Here is a 12,649-nt window from a genome sequence, read left to right on the forward strand (position 1 = left end):
TTTCCCTTACTGGCAATAATGAAACTTCGTAAAAACAGCATAAGAAACAGCACTCATTAGACCAAAGTCGTCTGGAGCAAATATTGAAATTTGGCACACTGAAAATACGGATAAGTCTCAAGGAAAAGTAGAATGCCTGATAAATTCAACATGCAGTCTCCCCCCTTTGACCGTTTGGATGACGGTCAACAAAAGCAGCTAAGATCGAGCTTAGATGTGGCTTATTTTCGTGAAAATGAAACCATTCTGTCGGCTGAGCAACCTTGTTTGCATCTACACATTTTAATCAAAGGTGCGGTTGAAGAACGCTCACCACAAAACAGTGAAGTGTTCGCGCATTATGCTAACGACGACATGTTTGATGTCCGCGCGCTACTGGAAGAACGCACTCGCCACCAGTATGTAGCGCTAGAAGACACCCTAGTTTACTTACTGCCCAAAGCGGTCTTTTTAGAACTCTACCAATCCAATGGCCAATTTGCCGCTTACTTCGATACCAACTTAGCTAAGCGCCAGGAACTGATTGAAGCCGCTCAGCAACAGCAAAATTTAGCTGAATTCATTCTGACCAAAGTCGATAGTTCTATTTACCACCCTCCGATGGTGATCTCGCCGCAGCAGCCCCTCAATCAAGTGACCCGGTTATTAAAAGACAACGCGATTGATTCCGCCTTGGTCAAACTGGACGATAGCGATCCAAGGCTCGCACAAAACCCTAGTGCACATCCGTACGCTATTGTCACCCGTACCAACATGCTGCATGCCGTGATGCTCGACCAACACCCGCTTGATACTCCAGTGGGCGACATTGCTACTTTCCCTGTATTCCATGTCGACAATGGCGATTTTTTGTTTAATGCCATGATTACCATGACCAGAAACCGCATGAAGCGAGTGATGGTGTGTGACGGCCATGAAGCGGTCGGCATGCTTGATATGACCCAAATCCTCAGTGCCTTTTCAACCCATTCTCATGTCCTCACTTTAAGCATCGCTAGAGCCACCAGTATTGACGAATTAGCCATCGCTTCAAACAAACAGCGACAACTGGTCGAAAGCCTATTAGGCAATGGCATACGAACACGGTTCATCATGGAGCTCATTTCCGCGGTCAATGAACAGATTATCGAAAAAGCCTTTGAGTTAGTGGTTCCCCCAGCCCTTCACGACCACTGTTGTTTGGTCGTATTAGGCTCCGAAGGGCGTGGAGAGCAAATCTTAAAAACCGATCAAGACAATGCGCTGATCATTAAAGATGGCTTGGAGTGGCATCAATGCCAACCTGTGATGGACGAACTCACTCACACCTTACAACAGCTTGGCTACCCACTGTGCCCCGGTGAAGTAATGGTCAACAACCCTAAATGGGTCAAATCGCAGAGTGATTGGAAAAAAGTCATATCAGGCTGGGTCCAATCAGCCAAACCCGCTCAGGTGATGGATCTGGCGATTGTCGCCGATGCCCATGCTATCGCGGGTAACAAGCAGCTTTTAGACACCGTAAGCTCTCACCTGAATGGCTTACTGGAAAACAAAATGCTGGTGCTGCAGGAATTCACTCGTCCAGCTCTACAGTTTTCTATTCCTCTGACGTTGTTTGGTAACGTTAAACGCAATAAAGATGGGTTGGATATTAAACGAGGAGGCATCTTCCCGATTGTTCACGGTATCCGTGCACTTAGCCTTGAGTACGGGCTAACTGAGAAAAACACCTTTGATCGAATCGAAACCTTAAGGGCCAAACGAATTCTCGAACCGGACACAGCGGACAACCTCAGTGAAGCATTAAAACTGTTCTTTAAACTCCGACTTGCTCAGCAACTTTCGCAGCAGCACAGCCACAACAAAATTGATTTAAAAATGATAGACCGTACTGAACGAGACTTGTTGCGCCACAGCCTGCACGTGGTGAAAAAGTTCAAACAGTTCCTAGGCTATCATTACCAAATAAGGGACTAACGCGTGTGTCGCTCTTGTATTCACTAAGCTCGAGATGACGCTTGGCTAAAAAGGTTTCCAGCGAAAGCTTCCACGTACTCATTTTAGGGAAAGAGGTATAAAATGAATTGGCTTGTACGACGTTATTGGCATCATAAATTAAAAGGCTCCCCTTATCGCTCGCTGTTTCGCAGCCCACAACAAGGGGAATATGTATCACTCGACTGTGAGACCACCAGCTTAGACCCTAAACGCGCTGAGCTCGTCACCATTGCCGCGACTAAAATCATTGATAATCGCATTATCACCAGTGAGCCCTTTGAAGTACGCTTGCGTGCTCCTCAGTCGCTAGACTCTGGCTCAATTAAGGTTCACAAAATACGCCATCAAGATCTGGTGGATGGCATCAGTGAACAACAAGCATTGCTCAAGCTACTCGAATTCATCGGTAACCGACCTTTAGTGGGTTACCATATTCGCTACGACAAAAAAATTCTCGATATTGCCTGCCGCAAGCACCTTGGTTTTCCACTGCCCAACCCACTGATTGAAGTCAGTCAGATGTACCACGATAAGCTGGAACGACACTTGCCGAATGCGTATTTTGATTTGAGCTTAGAAGCTATCTGTAAACATCTCGACCTGCCGATGCAAGACAAACATGATGCCCTACAAGATGCGATCTCTGCGGCGTTAGTATTTGTTAGGCTGACCAAAGGGGATTTACCTCTATTTGCGCCACCATACAGTCAATAGTCGGTGGCTCAAGTTAAGCTTCGAGCCAGCTCTCATTTATCAACATAAATCTCTTTCCCACCGATAAAAGCGTCACTCTCATCCTAAAGTCTAATTGTGGAAATCAACGCTCTAGATGAGAGTTATACACACAAAGGCTTTTCAGTTTAAAACGAAGAAAGCCATAACATGGAACACACCTATTAATTAGGATTCGCTAGTCATTGCAGTCAACCGTCAGTTTCAAACCAAATGACGGTGTTAAAACAAATGGTTTGCTCGCTCGTATTCAACGACAAACCGTTTCACAAGCAATTGGAATTAAGGCACAAGGAGAGAAGTAATGAGTGAAGCCCACGTTTATCCGGTAAAAGAAAATATTAAAGCAAATACACATGCGGATAATGACACTTACCTAGCTATGTACCAACAATCAGTGTCTGACCCAGAAGGTTTCTGGGCTGAGCACGGAAAAATCGTTGATTGGATCAAACCGTTCACTCAAGTAAAAAGCACTTCATTTGATACCGGCCATGTCGATATTCGCTGGTTTGAAGACGGTACGCTTAACGTTTCTGCTAACTGTATTGACCGCCACCTTGCTGAGCGCGGTGATGAAATCGCGATCATCTGGGAAGGTGATGACCCAGCCGACGACAAAACGCTAACCTTCAAAGAGCTTCACAAAGAAGTTTGTCTATTTTCGAATGCCCTCAAAGAGCAAGGCGTACGTAAAGGCGATGTCGTTTGTTTATACATGCCAATGGTAACCGAAGCCGCAGTTGCAATGCTTGCGTGTACCCGTATTGGTGCTGTTCATACCGTTGTTTTCGGTGGTTTCTCTCCAGAAGCGCTTTCTGGTCGTATCATCGATTCAGATGCAAAAGTCGTTATTACTGCTGACGAAGGTGTTCGCGGCGGCCGCTCTGTACCATTGAAGAAAAACGTTGATGAAGCACTGACTAACCCAGAGGTAAAAACCATCGAGAAAGTCGTGGTGTTCAAGCGTACTGGCGGTGATATCGATTGGCATGAGCACCGTGATGTTTGGTGGCACGAAGCAACAGCGAATGTTTCTGACGACTGCCCACCAGAAGAAATGAAAGCAGAAGACCCGCTATTCATCCTATACACTTCAGGTTCTACAGGTAAACCGAAAGGAGTACTTCACACCACGGGTGGTTACCTTGTTTACGCTACCATGACGTTCAAATACGTATTCGATTACCAGCCTGGCGAAACGTTCTGGTGTACCGCTGATGTGGGCTGGATTACAGGTCACACATACCTTATCTATGGCCCGCTTGCTAACGGTGCTAAAACTATCTTGTTTGAAGGTGTACCAAACTACCCGAACACTAGCCGCATGAGCGAAGTGGTCGATAAACACCAAGTCAATATCCTTTACACTGCACCAACGGCGATTCGTGCATTGATGGCGAAGGGCACAGAAGCAGTCGATGGCACTTCTCGCTCTAGCTTGCGTGTAATGGGCTCAGTAGGTGAACCAATTAACCCAGAAGCATGGGAGTGGTACTACAAAACCATCGGTAATGAGAATTCACCAATTGTAGATACTTGGTGGCAGACAGAAACTGGTGGCATTTTGATCGCCCCATTGCCAGGCGCAACGGATCTGAAACCAGGTTCCGCCACACGTCCATTCTTTGGTGTACAACCTGCACTTGTCGATAACATGGGTAATATCATCGAAGAGACAGCGGCAGAAGGTAACCTTGTTATCCTAGATTCATGGCCGGGGCAAATGCGTACCGTTTATGGCGACCATGAGCGCTTTGAACAAACCTACTTCTCAACCTTTAAAGGCATGTACTTCACCAGTGATGGTGCACGACGTGACGAAGATGGTTACTACTGGATCACTGGCCGTGTAGATGACGTGCTTAACGTTTCAGGCCACCGTATGGGCACAGCAGAAGTCGAGTCAGCGCTTGTTGCTCACCATAAGATTGCCGAAGCAGCGATCGTTGGTATCCCACATGACATCAAAGGCCAAGCGATTTACGCCTACATCACGCTTAACGATGGCGAGTTCCCATCAGCAGAACTACATAAAGAAGTGAAAGACTGGGTACGCAAAGAAATCGGCCCAATCGCAACCCCAGATGTGCTGCACTGGACCGATTCTCTACCTAAAACTCGTTCAGGCAAAATCATGCGCCGTATTCTACGTAAGATTGCCACTGGCGATACCAGTAACTTAGGTGACACTTCAACGCTGGCAGATCCAAGCGTGGTCGATAAGCTGATTGCCGAAAAAGCTGAGCTTGCATAAACCTTTATAGAGCACACCCAATACGCTCTGTTTTAAACATTCATTGATAAACAAAGCCGTCACTCTGTGGCGGCTTTTTCTTGTTTGCAGCTCTCAAATTTAACCACACATAATATATGGCTATAAGATTTTTTGTTAACTTGGTAACAGAAATTACCCATCCAACAAGGTGATTAGACCAGTAAATTGCTGCGATTTGCGCTGAATTGGCTATAATCTTGGTCAATTTCCGAAATTTGGCTATTTTTTAACAAAAAAATCATGCCGACTCGTAAATAATATGGGAATATTCAGATTCGTCTCAAGATATAGGAAAATGGCTACACAATGTCTGCAAAATCACGCATTCTAGTCTTAAACGGCCCAAATCTTAACCTTTTAGGCCTAAGAGAGCCGGCACATTACGGTTCTCAAACGCTAGACCAGATCATTGAAGCACTAACCGAACAAGCCAAATTGGCAGATATCGAGTTACAACACCTACAGTCGAATCGTGAATACGAGTTGATCGAAACTATCCATGCAGCTTATGGCAATGTGGATTTTATTATCATCAACCCAGCTGCGTTTACTCACACCAGTGTCGCGCTACGTGATGCGCTATTAGGTGTCGCTATCCCATTTATTGAGGTGCACTTATCCAATGTGCACGCTCGAGAGCCATTCCGCCACCATTCATACCTTTCTGATAAAGCTCAGGGGGTTATTTGTGGTTTAGGCGCTCAAGGCTATGAATTCGCTTTGTCTGCTGCTGTCAAACACCTGCAGGCCAAGTAACTTAATTACTGTCGCAGTAACTAAACACTCTGCAGCTCTACAAGAGCTGTCTTATTCACAAGATAAAAGAGAAAGAAAAGATGGATATTCGTAAAATCAAGAAGCTTATCGAATTAGTTGAAGAGTCTGGCATTGCTGAGCTAGAAATCTCTGAAGGTGAAGAATCGGTACGCATCAGCCGTAACGGCACTGCTGCTCCTGTAGCACCAGTACAATACGCAGCAGCTCCAGCTCCTGTAGCGGCTCCAGCGCCAGCAGCAGCTCCTGCGGCGGCACCAGCAGCTGAAGCAGCACCAGCTGTTCCTGCAGGTCATCAGGTTCTTTCTCCAATGGTTGGTACTTTCTACCGTTCTCCAAGCCCTGATGCAAAATCATTCGTTGAAGTTGGTCAAACAGTAAGCGCTGGCGACACTCTATGTATCGTTGAAGCAATGAAAATGATGAACCAAATCGAAGCGGACAAATCTGGCGTTGTAACTGCAATCCTAGTTGAAGACGGCCAACCAGTTGAATTCGACCAACCACTAGTTGTTATCGAATAATAGAGGCTTTCTCTTATGCTAGATAAATTAGTCATCGCGAACCGAGGTGAAATCGCACTTCGTATTCTTCGCGCATGTAAAGAATTGGGCATCAAAACCGTTGCTGTTCACTCAACAGCGGACCGCGATCTGAAGCACGTACTTTTGGCTGATGAAGCCATTTGTATTGGTCCTGCTCGTGGTATTGATAGCTACCTAAACATCCCTCGCATCATTTCAGCAGCAGAAGTAACAGGCGCGGTGGCAATCCACCCTGGTTACGGCTTCCTATCTGAAAATGCTGACTTCGCAGAGCAAGTTGAACGCAGCGGCTTCATCTTTGTTGGTCCAAAAGCGGATACAATTCGCATCATGGGTGACAAAGTTTCTGCAATCACAGCGATGAAGAAAGCTGGCGTACCTTGTGTACCAGGTTCAGACGGCCCGCTTGACGACGATGAGCAAGCGAACAAAGCCCACGCGAAACGCATTGGTTACCCAGTAATCATCAAAGCGTCAGGTGGCGGTGGCGGTCGTGGTATGCGTGTTGTACGTAGCGAAGGCGAGCTGATTGAAGCGATTGCAATGACACGTGCAGAAGCAAAAGCCGCATTCAACAACGACATGGTTTACATGGAAAAATTCCTAGAAAACCCACGTCACGTTGAAGTTCAAGTTATTGCTGACGGCCAAGGCGGAGCTATCCACCTAGGTGAGCGTGACTGTTCAATGCAGCGTCGTCACCAAAAAGTTGTCGAAGAAGCGCCAGCACCAGGTATCACTGAAGAAATGCGTAAGTACATCGGCGAACGTTGTACTCGTGCATGTCTTGAAATTGGTTACCGCGGCGCAGGTACGTTCGAGTTCCTATACGAAAACGGTGAGTTCTACTTCATTGAAATGAACACTCGTATTCAGGTGGAGCACCCAGTAACTGAAATGGTAACAGGCGTAGACCTAATTAAAGAGCAGCTTCGCGTTGCTGCGGGTCAACCTCTATCTTTCACGCAAGATGACATCAAACTACGCGGCCACGCGATTGAGTGTCGTATCAATGCAGAAGATCCAGAGCGTTTCCTACCATCTCCTGGTAAAGTAGAACGTTTCCACGCTCCAGGCGGTATGGGTGTTCGCTGGGAATCGCACATCTACACTGGCTACACAGTGCCTCCTCACTACGATTCAATGGTCGGTAAACTGATCACATTCGGTGAGAACCGTGATGTTGCCATTGCTCGCATGAAGAACGCACTAGGTGAAATGATCGTTGAAGGCATCAAGACCAACATTTCACTGCAAGAGTCGATCATGAACGACGAAAACTTCCAACACGGTGGTGCAAACATCCACTACCTAGAGAAGAAACTAGGCCTTCAGTAGAACTCAGTTCTAGCGAATATTTAAAATGCTCACTTCGGTGAGCATTTTTGTTTTCGGCTATTGATTAGCCTATAAAACCCACAGATTTCTGCTACACTCAGCGCCAATTCATTTACTCACTTTAAGAGCACAAACCATGCCTTGGATTCAAATCAAACTCAATGCGACTAACGCCAATGCGGAACAAATTGGCGATATGCTAATGGAAGAGACTGGAGCATTATCGGTAACGTTCCTAGATGCCCACGATACACCTGTATTTGAGCCTCTACCTGGTGAAACTCGCCTTTGGGGTGATACCGATATCCTGGCACTCTACGATGCAGAAGCGGATACAGGCTTCATTCTTGAGCAGATCAAACTCAGCAGCATGTTGGATGACAACTTTGCCTATAAAGTAGAGCAGTTAGAAGATAAAGACTGGGAACGTGAATGGATGGAAAATTTCCACCCAATGAAGTTTGGTGAACGCCTATGGATCTGCCCAAGTTGGCGTGAGATACCAGAACCAGATGCCGTGAACGTTATGCTCGATCCAGGCTTAGCTTTCGGTACAGGTACCCACCCTACGACTGCATTGTGTTTGGAATGGCTAGAAGGCTTAGATCTAGCAGGAAAAACCGTGATCGATTTTGGTTGTGGCTCTGGCATCCTTGCGATCGCTGCGATCAAGCTAGGGGCAGAAAAAGTCATCGGGATCGATATCGATCCTCAAGCTCTACTAGCCTCTAAAGATAACGCACAACGCAATGGTGTTGCAGAGCAGCTAGAAGTGTTCTTACCGCAAGATCAGCCAGAAGGCTTGCTGGCAGACGTCGTCGTCGCCAATATCCTTGCAGGCCCATTACGTGACCTTTCAGCCATCATTAAAGGGCTAGTTAAGCCGCAAGGCGTGCTCGCAATGTCAGGCGTACTCGACACGCAAGCTGAAGATGTGGCGAATTACTACCGTGACGAGCTTCAACTTGACCCTATCGTCGAGCAAAGCGAATGGTGTCGCATCTCAGGTCAGAAGCAAGACTAGACAAGACTTTGCGCGCTAATTGATTGATATTTAAACAATTCGCAAAAACAAATTGTAAATGCTCAAATATTAGTCTTTTCACGCAGCGAAAAAATGCGTAAAATGCGCGCCCTTGCTGGTACAGAACTGTGATGACGTTTTGAAAATCGGAAACTATCAACTTAAGAACAATCTAATCGTAGCCCCAATGGCTGGAGTTACGGATAGACCGTTCCGAGAGTTGTGCCTTCGCTATGGTGCGGGCATGGCCGTCAGTGAAATGATGTCCTCAAACCCAAAGCTATGGAAAACGTCAAAGTCGAAGCAACGCATGGTGCATGAAGGCGAATCGGGCATTCGCTCTGTACAAATTGCGGGAGCTGACCCACAGCTTATGGCCGACGCAGCTCAGTTCAGTGTTGAGAACGGTGCACAAATCATCGATATCAATATGGGTTGCCCAGCAAAAAAAGTGAATAAGAAGCTAGCCGGCTCTGCGCTACTCCAGTACCCAGAAATCATTGAACAGATTCTGCGTGCTGTAGTCAAAGCAGTAGATGTCCCCGTGACACTAAAAACCCGTACTGGCTGGGATACAGATAACAAAAACTGTGTCCAAATCGCTAAATTAGCCGAAGACTGCGGCATTCAAGCACTTGCACTACACGGTAGAACAAAGGCTTGTATGTACAAAGGTGAGGCCGAATACGACAGCATCAAAGCGGTGAAGCAAGCTATCTCAATTCCGGTTATCGCTAACGGTGATATCGATAGCCCAGAGAAAGCGAAGTATGTACTGGATTATACCGGTGCAGACGCTTTGATGATTGGACGCCCTGCCCAAGGTCGTCCGTGGATTTTTCAAGAAATCCAACACTATTTGGAAAACGGCACCACTATGCCTGAGCTTCCTTATAAGGAAGTGAAAGACATACTGCTTGGTCATGTGAACGCTCTCCATAGTTTTTATGGCGAGTATCTAGGCCCCCGCATTGCTCGTAAGCACGTGGGTTGGTACTTAAAAGAGCATGAGCAAGCGAGTGAGTTTCGCCGTACCTTCAACGCTATTGAAGCAGCAGAGCTGCAACTTGAAGCGTTAGAAGGTTATTTTGATAACGTTGCATCATAATTAAGAGAAGAGCTAGACCGAATATGTTCGAACAAAATCTGACTTCAGAAGCTTTAACAGTAACTACCGTAACTTCACAGGATCAAATCACGCAAAAGCCACTACGTGATTCCGTTAAAGCATCTCTTAAAAACTACTTGGCTCAATTAAACGGCCAAGAAGTAACTGAACTATACGAATTAGTTCTAGCTGAAGTTGAACAGCCACTACTAGATACCATCATGCAGTACACTCGCGGTAACCAAACTCGCGCAGCAACTATGATGGGCATCAACCGCGGTACTCTTCGTAAGAAACTAAAAAAATACGGCATGAACTAATCTAAGTTCTCCGTTCAGGTGTTTTAAACCGTGTGCTCGATGAGTACGCGGTTTTTTGTTTTAGCGCTTATGCTCTCAAGTTAGTTCTACTCCACAAAACCTACACACTTTAAGCAGCAAATACCCACTTCCTCTTCACTACCCAAATAGTCATCTCTCCACTACATTTATTGATAAAGACCACATTAGCCTATTGGTGGCCCGATAAATAACTCCAATGAAAGGGAAGCACTATGAACCAATTTAGCCTGCGCTCGATGTCTATTCAAAAAAGGCTCATCTTGCTGAGCGCTCTTATCACCGCATTGCTGCTAGTACCTCTTTGGTATGTCATCAACCAATACCAAAGTGACTTAATGACCGCTAAACAGCTCAAGACACGCCATCTTGTTGAGTCTGCCCACAGCATGGTCAGTCACTTCCACCAGCAACAAGTCGCGGGAGCAATGACTCAGGAGGAGGCGCAAATGATGGCTAAACAAGCCGTAGAAAAAATGCGCTACGAGGGTAAAGACTATTTCTGGATTAATGACATGCACCCAACCATGGTGATGCACCCAATCAAGCCTGCTCTCAACGGTAAAGATGTCTCGGGTGTGAAAGACCCAACAGGTAAGAAGCTATTTGTTGAGTTTGTAAACGTGGTTAAAGCCAAGAATCAAGGCTTCGTAAACTATATGTGGCCTAAGCCGGGCTCAGAAACCGATGTTGAGAAAACCTCTTACATCAAGCTTTTCAAGCCTTGGGGGTGGATCATCGGCACAGGTGTGTACATTGATGACGTTAATGCACTGGTTTGGGAAAGAATACGTTTAGTCATGGTGGCGCTGGTCATCTCTCTTTCAGTTATGATTGTCCTTGCCTTGTGGATCAGTCGCAGTATCAGCAACCCTTGTCAGGAGACATTAGATGCCCTAAATGACATCGCAAGTGGTGATAGAGACCTCACCAAGAAACTGTCAGAAAAAGGGAACGACGAACTCTCACACATTGCCATCGCATTTAACCAGTTCACCAATAAAATCCGCTCGATCGTGCTCGACATGACCCCAGTGAGCGAAAACGTCACCTCCGCTGCTGTCGAGTTAAATCATGTCGCACAAGATAGCTCTTCGAAAGCGAATCAACAGCAACAAGCGGTAGATACCGTAGCTTCAGCAGTGAATGAGCTGCACGCCAGCAACCAAGAAGTCGCTAATGCTGCTCAAAACGCAGCGAATGCCGCTCAGGAAGCCAGCCAGAAAGGTTCACAAGGTGCAGATGTCATTGTTCAAGCCTCACATCAAATCGATACTCTATCGAGCCAGCTGAGTGAAACCGAAACCAATACACATAAACTCGCGCAAGACTCACAAGATGTGGGTACAGTACTGGATGTGATTCGAGGTATTGCAGAACAAACGAATTTACTGGCGCTTAACGCTGCTATCGAGGCCGCTCGAGCAGGAGAACAAGGACGAGGCTTTGCAGTAGTCGCTGACGAAGTAAGAACATTGGCTACTCGTACTCAAGCGAGTACCGATGAAATAGAACAGATTATCTCCAGCCTCCAATCACGGGCAAAAGAAGTCTCCGAATCAATGGCACAAACTCAAGTTCAATCGGCTCAAACCCAAGAACAAGCCGAATTGGCGAAACAAGCTCTCAGTGCCATCGAAGAGCAGGTCAACATTATCTTATCTCTCAATGAGCAAATCGCAGAGGCAAGTTCTCAGCAAACATTGGCCACCGATGAAATCAGCCAAAATCTGACTAGCATTGCTGACAATAGCGCTCAGACTACCTCTCAAGCAGAACAAGTCGCTCAAGCCAGTTCCAACATGATGGACAGCGGTCAGCAACTGCAAGCTAACCTAGGGATGTTTAAAGTCTAATTAGGAAAGATGATGAGGCATCAGGCCTCATCATCTAACGCAGCTAGAATAGAACAGTGACTGGCATCGTCGTTGTCTGCACCACAACATGCATCGTTAATCTTCTTAAGCGCCCCTCGAATACGAGTCAATTCGGAGATTTTCTCATCAATCAGAGCCAGCTTAGCACTCGTGATTGATTTCACTTCAGAGCAGCTATGCTCAGTTGCTTCTAATTTAATTTCCAGCAACTCTTTAATCTCATCCAAGCTCAGGCCTAAATCCTTTGCTTTCAAGATAAAACTGACCTGTTTTTGGTTCTCTTCATTATATAAACGATAGCCAGAATCACTGCGCCCGGCAGGCTGAATCAACAGGTTCTTTTCGTAGAACCGCAGTGTATCAGCCGTCACACCACAGCGCTTTGCCAATTCACCGATCTGAAACATAACTTCCCTTATTAACTATCTCGTTACTTTTTAAGGCTAATAACGACTTTTTCATAAATATTTTTGTGATGCCAAACGATTGCGCGAGCTTTTTTGTAATAAATTAGTTAGAATGTGCGCCATCAAACTCAGAGACTACTTTATAACCAGATTGTACTGGAAAGGTCTTTACCAAAACTGGCCAATATTTTACTCCTCCCTACCAAGAAGAGTAAGAACAAGTTCACTTTTGGCAAATATCTTTATCT

General features: G+C 46.0%; 11 protein-coding genes. 10 read left to right on the forward strand and 1 reads right to left on the reverse strand.

Annotation, left to right across the window (positions count from 1 at the left end):
- Nucleotides 1-132 precede the first annotated feature (132 nt).
- The 10 genes from ACXABW_RS13980 (at nt 133) to ACXABW_RS14025 (ending at nt 11,973) form a co-directional block, all read left to right on the forward strand.
- On the forward strand, nt 133-1,959 hold the full coding sequence (locus ACXABW_RS13980) for a DUF294 nucleotidyltransferase-like domain-containing protein (protein ID WP_457523187.1): 1,827 nt from the start codon (nt 133-135) through the stop codon (nt 1,957-1,959).
- Nucleotides 1,960-2,061: 102 nt separating this feature from the next.
- The gene (locus ACXABW_RS13985) at nt 2,062-2,694 is read left to right on the forward strand and encodes a 3'-5' exonuclease (RefSeq protein ID WP_457523189.1); all 633 of its coding nucleotides are present in this window, start codon (nt 2,062-2,064) and stop codon (nt 2,692-2,694) included.
- A 322-nt stretch (nt 2,695-3,016) separates the two neighbouring features.
- Nucleotides 3,017-4,969 carry an acetate--CoA ligase gene (acs, locus tag ACXABW_RS13990; RefSeq protein WP_457523190.1) on the forward strand — a complete coding sequence of 651 codons (1,953 nt, stop codon included), beginning with the start codon at nt 3,017-3,019 and terminating at the stop codon, nt 4,967-4,969.
- A 327-nt stretch (nt 4,970-5,296) separates the two neighbouring features.
- Nucleotides 5,297-5,746, forward strand: a complete 450-nt coding sequence (aroQ, locus tag ACXABW_RS13995; protein ID WP_457523191.1) for a type II 3-dehydroquinate dehydratase — start codon at nt 5,297-5,299, stop codon at nt 5,744-5,746.
- An 80-nt stretch (nt 5,747-5,826) separates the two neighbouring features.
- A complete protein-coding gene (gene accB / locus ACXABW_RS14000) occupies nt 5,827-6,288 on the forward strand; it encodes an acetyl-CoA carboxylase biotin carboxyl carrier protein (protein ID WP_252028614.1) in 462 nt (153 codons plus the stop codon).
- 15 nt (nt 6,289-6,303) lie between these two features.
- Entirely contained in the window at nt 6,304-7,647 is a 1,344-nt protein-coding gene (gene accC, locus ACXABW_RS14005) for an acetyl-CoA carboxylase biotin carboxylase subunit (RefSeq protein ID WP_252028616.1), read from the forward strand.
- Nucleotides 7,648-7,783: 136 nt separating this feature from the next.
- A complete protein-coding gene (gene prmA, locus ACXABW_RS14010) occupies nt 7,784-8,671 on the forward strand; it encodes a 50S ribosomal protein L11 methyltransferase (RefSeq protein WP_457523193.1) in 888 nt (295 codons plus the stop codon).
- 139 nt (nt 8,672-8,810) lie between these two features.
- Complete coding sequence (gene dusB / locus ACXABW_RS14015; protein ID WP_252028620.1) at nt 8,811-9,779, forward strand: tRNA dihydrouridine synthase DusB; 969 nt, start codon at nt 8,811-8,813, stop codon at nt 9,777-9,779.
- Between the two features lie 23 nt (nt 9,780-9,802).
- Entirely contained in the window at nt 9,803-10,099 is a 297-nt protein-coding gene (fis, locus tag ACXABW_RS14020) for a DNA-binding transcriptional regulator Fis (RefSeq protein ID WP_000462885.1), read from the forward strand.
- 233 nt (nt 10,100-10,332) lie between these two features.
- Entirely contained in the window at nt 10,333-11,973 is a 1,641-nt protein-coding gene (locus ACXABW_RS14025; protein WP_457523195.1) for a methyl-accepting chemotaxis protein, read from the forward strand.
- A gap of 20 nt (nt 11,974-11,993) precedes the next feature.
- Here ACXABW_RS14025 and zntR read toward each other — a convergent pair whose 3' ends face one another.
- Nucleotides 11,994-12,401, reverse strand: a complete 408-nt coding sequence (zntR, locus tag ACXABW_RS14030) for a Zn(2+)-responsive transcriptional regulator (RefSeq protein ID WP_252028624.1) — start codon at nt 12,399-12,401, stop codon at nt 11,994-11,996.
- Nucleotides 12,402-12,649 lie beyond the last annotated feature (248 nt).

The sequence above is a fragment of the Vibrio paucivorans genome (genome assembly GCF_054053395.1).

What these genes read in the sequence shown, in the direction of transcription:
- aroQ (WP_457523191.1), top strand. Translation starts at nt 5,297, where the DNA reads ATGTCTGCAAAATCACGCATTCTAGTCTTAAACGGCCCAAATCTTAAC.
- accB (WP_252028614.1), top strand. Translation starts at nt 5,827, where the DNA reads ATGGATATTCGTAAAATCAAGAAGCTTATCGAATTAGTTGAAGAGTCT.
- accC (WP_252028616.1), top strand. Translation starts at nt 6,304, where the DNA reads ATGCTAGATAAATTAGTCATCGCGAACCGAGGTGAAATCGCACTTCGT.
- ACXABW_RS14025 (WP_457523195.1), top strand. Translation starts at nt 10,333, where the DNA reads ATGAACCAATTTAGCCTGCGCTCGATGTCTATTCAAAAAAGGCTCATC.
- fis (WP_000462885.1), top strand. Translation starts at nt 9,803, where the DNA reads ATGTTCGAACAAAATCTGACTTCAGAAGCTTTAACAGTAACTACCGTA.
- prmA (WP_457523193.1), top strand. Translation starts at nt 7,784, where the DNA reads ATGCCTTGGATTCAAATCAAACTCAATGCGACTAACGCCAATGCGGAA.
- ACXABW_RS13980 (WP_457523187.1), top strand. Translation starts at nt 133, where the DNA reads ATGCCTGATAAATTCAACATGCAGTCTCCCCCCTTTGACCGTTTGGAT.
- ACXABW_RS13985 (WP_457523189.1), top strand. Translation starts at nt 2,062, where the DNA reads ATGAATTGGCTTGTACGACGTTATTGGCATCATAAATTAAAAGGCTCC.
- acs (WP_457523190.1), top strand. Translation starts at nt 3,017, where the DNA reads ATGAGTGAAGCCCACGTTTATCCGGTAAAAGAAAATATTAAAGCAAAT.
- zntR (WP_252028624.1), bottom strand. Translation starts at nt 12,401, where the DNA reads ATGTTTCAGATCGGTGAATTGGCAAAGCGCTGTGGTGTGACGGCTGAT.